This is a genomic window from Stenotrophomonas sp. YJH_SMC_57 (assembly GCF_059369755.1).
In genome coordinates, this window is sequence record NZ_JCAFSZ010000004.1 from 320,229 (window position 1) to 333,453 (window position 13,225).

Sequence of the window (13,225 nt, forward strand, 5' to 3'; positions counted from 1 at the left end):
GCGGGCTTTCATTCCAGCAGGCGCGCCCAGCCCTGCATGCCGTCCAGCCGTGCCAGCACCAGCTTGATGCACACCAGCAGCGGCACTGCCAGCAGCAGCCCGATCATGCCCCAGGCCCAGCCGAACACCATCAGTGCCAGGATCAGCACCAGCGGTGACAGCTTCATGCGCCGCCCCAGCACGATCGGGGTCACCACCTGGCCCTCCACGGTATGCAGGGCCAGGTAGGCCGCCGCCGGCAGCAGCGCCTGCAGCGGGTCGCTGAATTCCACGAAGCCCATCAGCAGCATCAGGGCCACGCCGATCAGTGGGCCCACGTAGGGCGCGAAATTCAGCAGCGCCGCCACCGTGCCCCACAGCAGTGCGTCCTGCAGGCTGATGCCGAACAGCATCAGGACACCGGCGAACACCAGCCCGACCAGGGTATTGATCACGCTGATGGTCAGCACGTAGCGCGAGACCTCGCGCTCGATCGAACGCAGGATGTCGCTGGTGAAGCGCTGTTGCTGGCGGTTCGGGAACAGCGCGATCGCCGCGCGCTGCAGGTTCTGCCCGTAGATCATGAAGAACAGGGTCAGCAGCACCACCGCCAGCACCGAGGCGGCCAGCCGTGGTGCACGGGTCAGCATGCGGTACGGGTCGTCGAGCTGGGTGCGGATCACCTGCACCTTGCGGTTGCTGTCACCGCCGGCGACACGCGCGAAGTTCTCCGCGGCCTGGTTGGCCTGCTGCACCGGCTTGGTCAGGTCCTGTACCTGGCGCGCGACCTTGCGCAGCTGCTGCGGGGCTTCCTGTGCCCACTCCATCGCCGGGCCGATCAGCTGCACCGCCAGCGCACCGGTCACGCCGAGACCGGCGCCGAGCACCAGCAGTGCGCCCAGCGCACGTGGGATCCACAGCTTCTGCAGCAGGCGCAGGATCGGGTTGCCGACCAGCGCGAAGAACATCGCCAGCAGCACCGGCAGGATGATGTCCTGTGCGGCCCACAGGGTGTAGCCCACCGCCAGCGTGGCCAGCACCACCAGCGACATCGGCCCGCGCGGGCGCGATGGTGGCGGCAGCGGCGCCTCGCGTACTTCGGGGCCGGCCGCTGACGGGGACAGGAGGGGCTCGCTCATCGACGCATCAACCGGGAAGGGAAGCGCATTATCCGCCGGCCGCGATCGGCGCGGCGGATTCCATCCATCAACGTTCGGACAGCTCAGTGGCCGCTTCGGCCGGACGCGGCTCGCGCAGTTCCGGCTCCGCCGCCGGCTGTGCTGCCGGGCGAGCGGCGGATGCCGATGCGGCCGCCTGTGCCTGTTCGCTGGCATCGTCGGCTTCTTCGGCGGCATCGTCGGCGGTGGCTGCGGCCTGTGCCGCCATGGCCGTAGCGAACGCGGCCTGCGCGCTGGCGAACAGGTTCGAGACCGAGCCCACCATCTGCAGCCAGCGGGCGCCGTTGACCTTGCCCGGCACTTCCAGCTTGCCGGCGATGAAGCCGCCGGCCAGGCCGACCACCACGATGCGCAGCGGCGACCAGCCCTGGCGCCAGACCTGGCTGAGCGTGGACCAATGGTCCTGGGTCTCGACCAGTCGCACCGTCACCACCTGTTCGCAGCGTTTCACCCGCCGCTGCAGCGCACCGAACTTCATGGCTTGCCCTCCGGCAGCTGCACATCGGCATCCGGGTCATCTTCGCTGGGCTCGTCGAACAGGCCCAGGCGTGACAGCTGGCGCCGGGTGGCGTGCATGCCGGTGTGGTGGAAGAAGTAGGACACCCGCCAGATCGCATAGCCGGTCACGGCCAGGCTCAGCAGCGAGGTGATCAGCAGGGCCTGCAGCCAGCTCAGGCCCCAGCTCTGCAGCAGGGCGATGAGGGTGGCCGCCATCAGCAGCCAGGCCGACGCACCGAACACGATCGCCACGCCGGCCCAGGCCAGCGCACGGCCGAACGCACTGCGTGCCAGCGCGAAGTCGGCCGAAGCCAACCGGCGCAACGAGCGCAGCGAATGCTTGGCCGAATCGGCGGCGGCACGGCCGGCCGCACCGACCTGGCGGATGCTCTCATCCAGCGGCGGGGTGGCCGCCGGATCAGGCGCTTGCGCGTTGTCTTCGCTCACGCTGCGGCTTACTTGTCGCTGCTGCCGCGAGCCAGCTTGGCGATGATCCAGCCGGCGGCGAAGGCGACGCCGAACGAGGCCAGCGGACGTTCGCGGATCAGCTCAGCGGCGCTGTCGATCAGATCCTTGCCCTTGTCCATCAGTGCATCGACCTGTTCCTTGGCGGCGGCACCACCGAACTCGGCGGCGGCCAGGCCGGACAGCGCGCTGTCGGACAGTTCGGCCTTGACGTTGGCCTTGCCGATGCGCAGTTCATCGGTCGCAGCACCGGTTGCGCCCTTGATCGCACCGCCGGCGGCCGTGGCGGCCTGCTTCAGGTGGGAACCGGCTTCACCCAGGTGTTCCTTCAGGTTCTCGGTATTGGTGGGGCTCATCGAATCACTCCTGTTGCGATGGGGGAACGGGTGTCGGCGGTGCCGACCTGGACTGACAGCAATAGCATTGCCGGGGTATAGGGGGTGTTACGGCGGGGCGATCAGCGCATCACGAGCTGGCCCTGCTGCTGGCCGTTGTTGCGCAGCACGCGCAGCACCAGGGTCGGCGGGCGCTGCTGGAAGTTGGCGCGCCAGCTGGCCAGGTCGGCGAATTCACCCACCGTGGCGTCGGTGATGATGTCGCCCTGCTGCAGGCCGTTGCTGGCCGCGCGACTGCCGCGCTTGACCTCGCTGACCAGCACGCCGCCAACGCCCGACTGGCGCAGCGATTCGGGCAGGTCGACGAAGGTGGCGCCGCCCAGGCGCGGGTCCAGGCTGTCGCCGGTCACTGCACGTGCCTGCTCCTTCAGCGTTGCCTTGATCTGCAGCGGCTTGCCTTCGCGGCGCACGTCCAGCGTCAGCGGGCTGCCGACCGCGGCCAGGCCTTCCACGTTGTGCAGCGCCTCGGCGCTGTCCACGCGCTGGCCATTGGCCGAGACCACCACGTCGCCCGGCTTCAGGCCAGCGGTCGCCGCGGCCGAACCGGCCAGCACGCGGGTGATCAGCGCGCCGCGGCTTTCGCCCAGGCCCAGGCCCTGCGCGATCTGCGCGGTCAGGTTCTGGCTCTCCACGCCCAGCGTGCCGCGCACCACCACGCCATGCTTGACCAGCTGGTCGACCACGCTGCGCGCCAGGTTGGAGGGAATCGCCAGGCCCAGGCCGATGTTGCCGGCCATGCTGCCCTGCGGATTGAAGCTGGCGGTATTGATGCCGACCAGCTGGCCCTGCAGGTCGACCAGCGCGCCGCCGGAATTGCCCGGATTGATCGACGCATCGGTCTGGATGAAGTTCTGGTAGCCCAGGCCGCGGATGCCGCTGCGGCCCACGGCCGAGACGATGCCGGAGGTGACCGTCTGGCTGAAGCCGAACGGATTGCCGATGGCCACCACGAAGTCGCCCACCCGCAGCTGGTCGCTGTTGCCGAGCTTGATGTCGGTCAGGTTCTGCGCCGGGATGCGGATCAGCGCGATGTCGGTATCGCGGTCCGAACCGAGGAATTCGGCCTTGACCGTGCGCCCGTCGGCCAGCGTCACCTGCACGTCATCGGCATTGTCGATGACATGGTGGTTGGTCAGCACCAGGCCTTCCTTGGCGTCGATGATCACGCCCGAGCCCAGCGATTCATTGATGCGTTCCTGCGGGATGTCCGGGAACAGGCGGCGGAAGAACGGGTCGTTGAAGAAGGGGTTGCGCACGCGCACCACCTGCTTGGTGTTGACGCTGACCACTGCCGGCATCGCCTTCTCCAGCATCGGCGCCAGCGAGGGCACCGCCTGTCCGGCGACCGAGGCCGGCAATGCTGCGGTGGTCGGCAACACCGTCGGCAGCGGTGCGGCATCGGCGCGGTTGTCCAGGTGTGCATTGAGGCCGGTGGCAACGAAGCCACCAAAGGCAGCGGCGATTGCGAGCGTGAGCAGGGTGGGGAGCGGTCGCATGGGCGTCGGTTCGCAGGCGTGGGTGGGGGCGGTTCGGCCCTACGGTAAAACAAGCTGAATGAGTGTGTCGCGATCTGGATAAATGCGCCATGAAAACCGCGTGCCCGGCCGGCGTGTCCATGGGGCGGCGACGCGGCCAAAGCGACCGTCATGGCCGCGATGCGTGCACTGCCGAAGGTCGCCGACCGCGAGCTGGACACAGACCGATACCTGCGCAGTTCCGCGCAACCGGGTGCCGCAATGCGCCACAACCTGCGCGGATCAGCGCATCGGTGCCGGCCACTGCGGTGCTGCCCATCCTGCGTGTGGCGTGTGTGGCGCAGTCCTTAAAAAAAGGGGTTTGCTGCAAAGCAGTCGTGCTGGCGACCGTGCCTGGCTACACCATTGCCGTCGCAGCAGATGCGATTGGTGGCGCATGCCCCGTTCCACGATCGTCAATGTCGGTATAGCATCGCCCCGTTTTGATACTAAAGGCCCGCAGGAGGGCAACATGAGCAACGGTAATGGTGTGTCGGTCGTGACCGACGCCGTCGAGAACGTCAAAGAAACCGCCACCAATGTTGGCGAGACCATCGCCCACGCCGCCGAAGACGCCGTGAAGTCGGTCAAGAAGACCGTCAAGCGCGCCACCAAGGCTGCCGGTACCCGCGTTGCCAAGGCCAGGAAGGCCGTGGCCAAGGTCGAGAAGACCGTTGCCAAGAAGGCCGAGAAGGCTGCCAAGTCGGTCGGCAAGACCGTTGCCAAGGCCAAGCAGAAGCTGGAAGCGGCCAAGAAGAACGCCAAGGCCGAAGCCGCTGCCCTGAAGAAGGAAGTGGCCAAGAAGAAGGCTGCTGCGGGCAAGGCTGTGACCAAGAAGGCCGCTGCCGCCAAGAAGTCCACCAAGGCCGCCACCAAGGCTGCCGGCAAGAAGGTCGCCACCGTGAAGAAGGCCGCCACCAAGAAGGCTGCCGTGGCCAAGAAGACCGTTGCCAAGAAGGCCGCGGCCGCCAAGAAGGTGGTCGGCAAGAAGGTCGCCACCGCCAAGAAGGCTGTGGCCAAGAAGACCGTCGCCGCCAAGAAGGCCGTGGCTGCGAAGAAGGTGGTCGGCAAGAAGGTTGCCGCCACCAAGAAGGTCGCCACCAAGAAGACCGCTGCGGCCAAGAAGGTTGTCGGCAAGAAGGCGGCCGTTGCCAAGAAGGCCGTCGGCAAGAAGACCGCTGCGGCCAAGAAGGTGGTTGGCAGGAAGACCGCCGTCGCCAAGAAGGCCGTCGGCAAGAAGGTTGCGGCCACCCGCAAGACGGTCGCCAAGAAGGCTGCGCCGCTGAAGAAGGTTGCCGCCAAGAAGGCGCCGGCCAAGAAGGCCGTGCGCAAGGTCGCCAAGCGCAAGTAATCGCGCCGTGACCGAAGGCCCTGCCATCCTCCGGGTGGTGGGGCCTTTCGCGTTTCTGGGACATGGCCTGGGGCAAGATGCAGGCTCTTCCAGCCGGAGTGCCGAGCATGCGCGGTATCGACTTCAGTTCCTGGCAGGGCGTGCTGTCCACCTTGGCCGGCCTGGTCCTGATCACCCTGCTCGGTGTGGGTATCCGCCTGCTGGTGATGCAGACCCTGCAGCAGCGTCGCGAGCGCGAGAACCGGCAGATCAATGAGCGGCTGCGCACGCTGATGGCCGCCTACAAGACCCTGGGCGGTTCGTTCACCGGCGAACTGGGGGTGGACCCCAGCCATCGCCGCGACCTGCGCCAGCGCGAAGATGCCGAAGGCATCGCCGAACCGCGTTCGGACCGCGCCCGCCGCATCCGCGATGCGGTCGAGGCGGCACTGTCGGACATCCTGCTGCTGGGCACCGACGAACAGGTGCGGCTGGCTGCACGCGCGGCCAACGAACTGGCACAGGGGCGGCCGGTGCACACCCACGACCTTGTGGTCTCGCTGCGCGATTTCGTGCGCGAAGCACTGGACCTGGCGCCGATCCCGGCCGGCCTGCAGATTCCGCCGCAGGGGCCGACCCGACCCGGCGCCAGCGGCAAGGGCCGCAATGACGGCGATGCCAAGGGCGGTCGTTCGGGTGGAGGCGGTGGTGGTGGCGGCGGCGGAATGGGGGCCGGCATGGGCCTGGGTGCCGGCGCCGCACTGGGCGCCGGCCATGTCGCTGCCAGCGATGACACGGACGCGCGCTGAGCGCGCCCGCACGCTTCAGGGCGTCAGTTCGTAGATCGGCACGAAGCCGCCGTAGATCATCCGCGCGCCGTCGAACGGCATCGGATTCTTCGCCGGATCCAGCCGCGGATCTTCCATCATCTTATGCATGCCGGCGTCGCGGGTTGCCTTGTCCGGCCATTCGATCCAGGAAAACACCACCGTCTCATCCGGCGTGGCTTTCACTGCACCGAAGAAGTCGGTGGTCTTGCCGTGCGGTACGTCGTCACCCCAGCACTCGACCACACGCAGCGCGCCGTATTCGATGAAAACGGGATCACCCGCGCGCGCGTGGGCGAGGAACTTCTCCTTGTTGGCGGTGGGCACCGCCAGGACGAAACCATCGATGTAGCTCATTGCCTGCCTCCGGATGGACCGTGCCGCATGCACGGCCTTCAAGTACCCGACGAACCAGGGCGGCGTGGATCGACACCCTGGCGATGCCTGTTCAGCCCGGGCCACCGGGCAGTGGCGCCAGTATCGTATCCGGCGGTTGCCGGCCGGCCAGGTGGCGCACGAAGTAGTCCCACATGCGGTGCGTGTAGGTAGCGTCGTTGCGGAACAACTCATGGTCCTGGCGGGCCAGGTACAGCAGGTCGTACCCGCGCTGGGCCTTGTTCAGGGCGGCGGCCAGCTGCAGGGTCAGCGCCGGTGGCGCGTTCTCGTCCAGTTCGCCATAGACCAGCAGCAGATGCCCACGCAGGTTGCCGGCCAGCGCGGCATTGTCGAGTCCGGCAAACGGCGCCGGCACGCCATCGGCCATGGCCGTAGCCGGCAGCACGCCGCCGAACAGCCGGTCCATGCCGTGCAGGGCGCCACCATACATGCCCTGGAAATTGTGGCTGCCGGCCGAGGCCACGCCCACCTTGTAGAACGCCGGGTAGCGCAGCAGGGCGCGCGCCGCGCTGTAGCCACCGAACGAATGCCCATAGATGCCGACGCGCTGCAGGTCGATGCCCGGGTAGCGTTCGCCCAGCTGGCGCAGCGCGGCCACATGGTCATCCAGCTGCACATCGGCGGCGCGCAGGAAGCTGCTGTCATGGAACGCCTTGTCGCGCCCACCGGTGCCGCGCGCATCGATGCTGACCACCACGAAGCCGAGTTCGGCGAGGCTGGCGCGTGACACCGGGTTCAACGCGGACACCGCTTCGGCGTAGGTCACCGGCGCATTGCTGATGAAGGCGCCGCCGTACATCGCATCGATCACCGGGAAGCTGCCATCATCGCGATAGTCACGGGGCAGGTAGACGGTGGCGAAGATCGGTGTGCGCCCATCGGCGGCCAGCAGCCGCTCGCGCCGTGGTGGTCGCCACCCGGCAGCAACCACTGTGCGGTTGTCCGCTTCTTCCAGCAACAGCACTTCACGGCCGTCATCGCTGGCCCGCAGCACGGTGCGTGGTGGCTGGTCGAGACGGGAAACGGTATCCACCAGATAGCCACCGCCAGGCGACAGCGCCTGCGACGCGCGTCCGCCGAACAGCGCGCCGGTGCCGGCATCGGCCAAGTGGTCGTTGCCATCGGCGGCCAGGCGCTGGATCGGCCCGCCCTGCAGCGATACCCGGTACAGGCCGCGCACATAAGGGTCGCCCCCGTCCACGCCGCCGGCACTGAAGTAGGCCCAACCGCCTGCGCCGTCCACGCCCAGCAGGTCGCGTACCACCCAGGGGCCACGGGTCAGCTGGGCCAGCACCTTGCCGTCGGACAGGCGCACCCGGTACAGGTGGCCGCGGCCGTCGCGCTGCGAGAACCACACGGCGGTGTCCCGCCCGGGCAGGATCGCCACGGCCGGTCGGTTGTACGAATACACGTTGAGCTGCAGGCGGGTGTCGCTGGCTTCCTCCAGTACGGTGCGCACTGCACCGCTGCCGGCTTCGATCTCCACCAGGCGCAGGCGCCGTGGCGTCCCGAAGTGCGCGATCACCGCGTACAACCGGCCCCCGTCCCAGCCCAGCACGCCGGCTTCGCTGAGCGTGTTCCAGCCCTCGGGCAGCGCGATGTCGTGCTGTTGACCGCTGCGGGTATCCACCACGTACAGGCTGTCGCGCACCTGCTGCGCATCACCCAGCACGCCCAGCTTCACCGCATGCACGCGCGGGCGCGCGCTGTCGGCGGGCGTGCTTTCCAGATAGGGATAGTCCAGCAGGGCACGCTCGTCATAGCGGATGCCGGCCACGTAGCGGCCATCCGGTGACCAGCCGACCGCGAACGGCCGCATCGGCATCCGGCCCTGCCGGCGCGGAATGCCACGCAGCGCGAAGTCCGGCAGCACGCCATAGCCATGGCCGGGTTCACCGCCGGCCGTCAGCGCGCGTGCCACGGTTCCGGGCGAGTGCAGCCATAGATCGTGGCCGCGCACCTGCAGCCACGCATCGGCAACGGGCGAAGGCAGTGCGTCGGCCGGCGGCAACGGATCCTGCGCGCGCGCGCATTGCCAGCGTGGCCACTGGCAATCGATCGGCACCTCACCGTTGAAACGCAGGCGCAGGCCAGCGTCCACCGCCTGCACGCTGGCCAGGCGCAGGTATGGCCCGTTGGCAGCGAAGGGGGCCACCGCTGTGTCCAGCGCGGTGGGCTCGAACAGGATCTGGCGACCGGCCGTTGCCGGATCGACCAGCACGGCCTGGCGCCGGCCCTGTGCGTCTTCGCGTTCGTACCAGAAGCGCCCGTCGGGCAGCCAGTTGGGCAGCACCGACGCATTGCGCAGTGCACCGCGCAGATGACTGTCGTGCACGCGTTCGGCGCGTTGGTAGTCGCTGGCCTGCAGCGCATGTGCAGGCGCGGATGAAACCAGCGCAGCGCTGGCCAGGACGGTCGCGCGGACCATCCTCTGTAGCGGGTCGGGCAGGTGCAAGGCAACCTCCTGTTGCAATCGTCGATGGATCACAAATGCACGCGCGGCGCGCGCGTATGCCAGAGAGAGCCTGAATCAAGGCAAAAAATTCAGCAATGCGAAGACCGCTGTTTTCAGGGAGCGTTGTGGCGAATAACGGAGAATTTACATTCCCGATGCGATGGCGCCCTGGCGCTGCTGCACACCATAAGAAAGTAAAGGTGTACCCCCATGAAGAATTCGCTGATTGCTCTGGCCCTGGCCGCTGCCCTGCCGTTCACCGCTTCGGCCGCTGAGAACCTGTCCTACAACTACGCCGAAGCCAACTACGCCAAGACCGACAACGATGCGTTCAAGTCCGACGGTTGGGGCGTGAAGGGTTCTTACGGCTTCCTGCCGAACTTCCACGCCTTCGGTGAGTACAGCCGCCAGGAATTCGACCACACCAACGTCAAGCTGGACCAGTGGAAGATCGGTGCCGGCTACAACGTTGAAATCGCTCCGTCGACCGACTTCGTTGCCCGCGTTGCCTACCAGAAGCTCGACCAGAAGCACGGCCTGGACTTCAACGGCTACAGCGCTGAAGCCGGTGTCCGCACTGCCTTCGGTGCCCACGCCGAAGTCTATGGCCTGGTCGGCTACGAAGACTACGCCAAGAAGCACGGCGTCAATCCGGATGGCCAGTGGTACGGCCGCCTGGGTGGTCAGGTCAAGCTGAACCAGAACTGGGGCCTGAACGGCGAGCTGAAGATGAACCGCCACGGCGACAAGGAATACACCGTCGGCCCGCGCTTCAGCTGGTAATTGCTGCCCCGGCGCGATCGCGCGCTGGAAGCGCTTCGACAGGCCCGGCTTCTGCCGGGCCTGTTGCGTTTGCGAAGGCGCAAAACGGAATGCCATCTGACTGACGGGTCACGCAGGCCTGGCATTGCAAGGAATTGGATTCCTCCGCTGCCGGCTCCGTTCTACCGTGGCGGTCCCATGTTGCTGGACATGCCCCCCCATGCCGCCCGCACTTCCACCCCTGCTTCCCGACCGGCCCCAACGCCTGGCATTGCTGGACCCGCATCCGGTACTGCGATTGGGCGTGGAAGTGCTGTTGCGACAGCAGAGTGGCGTGCAGGTCCGCGTGAGCCTGTCCAGCGAGGCGCATCTGCTGCAGCTGCTGGAGCGCAGCCCAACCTGTGTGGACCTGCTGCTGATCGACGCGCTGCCGATGGGCGATCTGGGCGATGGATTGGCCCTGCTGCGCCGCTTGTCGCAACGCTGGCCGGCGCTGCCGGTGCTGGTGTTGTCGGCACACTGCAACGCCAGCACGGTGACCAGCAGCATGCGTGCCGGCGCGCGTGGCTTCCTGTCCAAGTCGACCGCGCCGGATGTGTTGCTGCATGCGATCGACGTGGTGGCCCGCGGAGGATGCTTCGTGCCACCGGAGCTGCGCGCGGAACTGAACGCGTCGCGGGCGCGCAGCACGCCGGCGCCGGTGCTGGCGCCGTTGAGCCGACGCGAGCGCGAAGTGCTTGGCCTGGTGCTGAAAGGGGTCAGCACCAGCGAGATGGCGCTGCGATCGGGGCGTTCGGCCAGCACGATCAGCTCGCAGAAAACCTCGGCTTACCGCAAGCTCGGCATCCGCGGCGACGGCGATCTGTTCCGCTTCCGCCACCTGCTCGATTGCGGGTGAGAGGGCTTATTCGCCCTGGTACTGCTTCTCTTCCACCAGCGCCGAACCGGCCACGCGGTTGATCTCGTTCTTCACCTGCACGCGCTCGCCGTTGGTGCCATAGACGCCGCGCGCCAGCTGGATGAACACCTCGTCGAACACCTGGGCCGCTTCCTTGTCGCGCAGCTGGTCCTGGATATCCCACATGCGTTCGTTGATCACCTTCAGCTGCTGCTTCAGCGCGGCCAGCGCTGGCTGTGCCTGCAGCTGCTGCTGCAGCAGCGGCAGAAGGCCGTCCAGCTCGGTGCGCACATTGGCCAGCTTGGCGGCATCGTCGATGCGCTCGGCCTTGATCTCGAGAATGGTGATCTTGTCGATCAGCTCGCCGATCGATACCGGGGTCAGTATGGCGTCCACGCGGTTGGTTCCTGGAAACAGGCCGCCATGATAACGCGCCCGTATCGAAGCGCCGCCCATCCACGGGATTTACGCCGAATTTGCGCTGCGGGCCGGGCAACGCCCTCGATCCGTTACGGCCCGGCCCTCGACACTGCCGTCCCGGCGGCAGGACCGCCTTCGACGAGGAAAACAGTGCAGTGAACAGCAAGGGGACGATGGCGGCCATGGTGGCCGCCCTGGCAGGGCTGCTCGGAATCGGCAGCGCGCAGGCCCAGGTACAGGTCAGTGGCAGCGCGGCGTTGACCAGCGACTACGTGTGGCGTGGCAGCTCGCAGAGCGATGGTGACCCGGCGGTGCAGGCCGGTGCGAAAGCAGCCATCGCATCGGGCTGGTACGCCAGCGTGTGGGGCTCGAACGTTTCGTTCAAACCGGACAATGGCGCGCGCAGCGAGTTCGACCTGGTGGCGGGCTGGTCCGGCACGCTCGCGCCGGATTGGGCGCTGGATGCCAACCTGACCCGTTATGTGTACCCGGGCACCGGTCGCGCGCTGGACTGGACCGAACTCAATGCCACCGTGACCTGGAAGCAGCGCGCCTGGCTGCAGGTCGCGCATTCCAACGACGCGCTGGCCGGGGGGCATCGCGGTACCTATGCCCAGCTGGGCGTGCGTGTGCCGCTGCACGAGCGGTTCCGCCTGGAGGCGGCGGTGGGCCAGTACTGGCTGGCCACCGCGCAGGGGCCGGACTACCTGCACGGCCAGCTCAGTGCGGTTGCCACGCTGGTGCCGGCATGGGAGCTGCGCGCCACCGTGCACGGCACCGACAGTGCGGCCAAGCGCCTGTTCCCGGGCAATGGCGGTGGACGCTGGGAGCTGGCGCTGCAGGGCAGCTTCTAGTTCGACGCCGCGGCCTGGCGCGCGCGCAGCGCGCCGGGCAGCCACAGCAGCAGGGCCAGCACCGCCACGGCGGCACCGGCCACGCACACGCCGGTCCAGCCGAAGCGCTGGTAGACCTGCGCCGACAACAGCGAGCCCAGCGAGCCGCCGATGAAGTAGCCGGTCATGTAGCCGGCATTGAGCCGGTTGCGTGCGGCAGGCTGCAATGCATAGATCAGGTTCTGGTTGCTGACATGCAGCAGCTGCGCAGCCAGGTCCAGCACCACCACGCCGACCAGCAGCGCCAGCAGTGAGTGTGCAGACAGCCCCAGCGGCAGCCATGACAGCAGCAACAGCACCAGTGCGATGGCGGTGGCGCGGCCAGTCTGCCCGCGGTCGGACATGCGCCCGGCCAGACCCGCGGCCAGCGTGCCGGCGGCACCGACCAGTCCAAACAGGCCGATGGTGGCATCGCTGTACTCATACGGCGGTTGTGCCAGCAGGAAGGCGAGCGGGGTCCAGAAGATCGCGAACATGGCGAAGCTGCAGGCACCGAGCAGGGTGCGCTGGCGAAGCACCGGTTCCTGCACGAACAGCACGCCGATCGAGCGCAGCAACGCGAAGTAGCCCAGGCCGGCACTGTGATGGAAACGCGGCAGCCCGCGTTGCAGCGCCAGTGCGGTCAGCACCAGCGTGCCGGCGGCAATCGCATACACCAGGCGCCAGTCGCCCAGGCTGGAAAGCAGGCCGGCCACGGTGCGTGCCAGCAGGATGCCCAGCAGCAGGCCACTCATCAGCGTGCCGACCACCCTGCCCCGGTGCTCCGGCGCGGCCAGCGTGGCGGCGAACGGCACCAGCACCTGCGCCACTACCGAAAACAGGCCGGTGATCGCGGTACCCACCAGCAGCCAGGCCAGCGATGGTGCGCAGGCGCTGATCACCAGGCCGCCCGCCGACAGCAGGCTCATCACCACGATCAGGCGGCGGCGTTCGAACAGGTCTCCCAGCGGCACCAGCAGGATCAGCCCGGCCGCGTAGCTCAGCTGCGCGGCGGTGACCACCATGCCGACCTGGCCGAACGGCACGCCGAAGGCATCGGCGATGGTGTGCAGCAGCGGCTGCGCGTAGTAGTTGCTGGCCACCGCGACACCGGTGGCGACCGACATCAGCAGCACCTGCCAGCGATGCAGTGGGGGGAGAGTGGGGCTCACGCGATGTTCCAGAAAGCGGGGTGCACAGTGTCCGCCTGCTGCAGTCATGATGGAAATGAATCAT

14 protein-coding genes are annotated in these 13,225 nt (G+C 67.7%); 5 read left to right on the forward strand and 9 right to left on the reverse strand.

Annotated features, from left to right (window positions below; translation table 11 throughout):
• Positions 1-8 precede the first annotated feature (8 nt).
• The 5 genes from AC5P7U_RS07280 to AC5P7U_RS07300 form a co-directional block, all read right to left on the reverse strand.
• The gene (locus AC5P7U_RS07280; protein WP_197563516.1) at positions 9-1,118 is read right to left on the reverse strand and encodes an AI-2E family transporter; all 1,110 of its coding nucleotides are present in this window, start codon (positions 1,116-1,118) and stop codon (positions 9-11) included.
• Positions 1,119-1,185: 67 nt separating this feature from the next.
• A complete protein-coding gene (locus AC5P7U_RS07285; protein ID WP_197563518.1) occupies positions 1,186-1,635 on the reverse strand; it encodes a protein sip-5 in 450 nt (149 codons plus the stop codon).
• The gene (locus AC5P7U_RS07290) at positions 1,632-2,102 is read right to left on the reverse strand and encodes a phage holin family protein (protein WP_004153834.1); all 471 of its coding nucleotides are present in this window, start codon (positions 2,100-2,102) and stop codon (positions 1,632-1,634) included. The genes AC5P7U_RS07285 and AC5P7U_RS07290 overlap by 4 nt, the downstream gene beginning before the upstream one ends.
• Positions 2,103-2,110: 8 nt before the next feature.
• Positions 2,111-2,476, reverse strand: a complete 366-nt coding sequence (locus tag AC5P7U_RS07295) for a hypothetical protein (protein ID WP_004153835.1) — start codon at positions 2,474-2,476, stop codon at positions 2,111-2,113.
• A 101-nt stretch (positions 2,477-2,577) separates the two neighbouring features.
• Entirely contained in the window at positions 2,578-4,011 is a 1,434-nt protein-coding gene (locus AC5P7U_RS07300) for a Do family serine endopeptidase (protein WP_004153836.1), read from the reverse strand.
• A 490-nt stretch (positions 4,012-4,501) separates the two neighbouring features.
• On the opposite strand from AC5P7U_RS07300, the gene AC5P7U_RS07305 reads away from it, so the two are divergent.
• Both AC5P7U_RS07305 and AC5P7U_RS07310 read left to right on the forward strand, forming a co-directional pair.
• The gene (locus AC5P7U_RS07305) at positions 4,502-5,380 is read left to right on the forward strand and encodes a histone (protein WP_495220925.1); all 879 of its coding nucleotides are present in this window, start codon (positions 4,502-4,504) and stop codon (positions 5,378-5,380) included.
• Between the two features lie 107 nt (positions 5,381-5,487).
• Positions 5,488-6,168 carry a hypothetical protein gene (locus AC5P7U_RS07310; RefSeq protein ID WP_004153838.1) on the forward strand — a complete coding sequence of 227 codons (681 nt, stop codon included), beginning with the start codon at positions 5,488-5,490 and terminating at the stop codon, positions 6,166-6,168.
• A gap of 15 nt (positions 6,169-6,183) precedes the next feature.
• On the opposite strand, the gene AC5P7U_RS07315 is transcribed toward AC5P7U_RS07310, so the two are convergent.
• Positions 6,184-6,543 carry a DUF1428 domain-containing protein gene (locus AC5P7U_RS07315; RefSeq protein WP_495220926.1) on the reverse strand — a complete coding sequence of 120 codons (360 nt, stop codon included), beginning with the start codon at positions 6,541-6,543 and terminating at the stop codon, positions 6,184-6,186.
• Between the two features lie 91 nt (positions 6,544-6,634).
• Entirely contained in the window at positions 6,635-9,037 is a 2,403-nt protein-coding gene (locus tag AC5P7U_RS07320; protein WP_495220927.1) for a S9 family peptidase, read from the reverse strand.
• A 210-nt stretch (positions 9,038-9,247) separates the two neighbouring features.
• Between AC5P7U_RS07320 and AC5P7U_RS07325 the strand changes: the two genes are divergently transcribed.
• A complete protein-coding gene (locus tag AC5P7U_RS07325; protein ID WP_004153841.1) occupies positions 9,248-9,820 on the forward strand; it encodes an OmpO family porin in 573 nt (190 codons plus the stop codon).
• Between the two features lie 199 nt (positions 9,821-10,019).
• Positions 10,020-10,697 (forward strand): response regulator transcription factor, encoded by a 678-nt coding sequence (locus AC5P7U_RS07330; protein WP_197563526.1) that lies wholly within the window; start codon positions 10,020-10,022, stop codon positions 10,695-10,697.
• A 6-nt stretch (positions 10,698-10,703) separates the two neighbouring features.
• On the opposite strand, the gene AC5P7U_RS07335 is transcribed toward AC5P7U_RS07330, so the two are convergent.
• Positions 10,704-11,093 carry a DUF6165 family protein gene (locus AC5P7U_RS07335; protein WP_197563528.1) on the reverse strand — a complete coding sequence of 130 codons (390 nt, stop codon included), beginning with the start codon at positions 11,091-11,093 and terminating at the stop codon, positions 10,704-10,706.
• A 179-nt stretch (positions 11,094-11,272) separates the two neighbouring features.
• On the opposite strand from AC5P7U_RS07335, the gene AC5P7U_RS07340 reads away from it, so the two are divergent.
• Entirely contained in the window at positions 11,273-11,971 is a 699-nt protein-coding gene (locus AC5P7U_RS07340; RefSeq protein ID WP_481458187.1) for a TorF family putative porin, read from the forward strand.
• Here the strand turns inward: AC5P7U_RS07340 and AC5P7U_RS07345 are convergent.
• On the reverse strand, positions 11,968-13,116 hold the full coding sequence (locus tag AC5P7U_RS07345; protein WP_414555265.1) for an MFS transporter: 1,149 nt from the start codon (positions 13,114-13,116) through the stop codon (positions 11,968-11,970). The two genes, AC5P7U_RS07340 and AC5P7U_RS07345, sit on opposite strands and share 4 nt — an antisense overlap.
• Positions 13,117-13,225 lie beyond the last annotated feature (109 nt).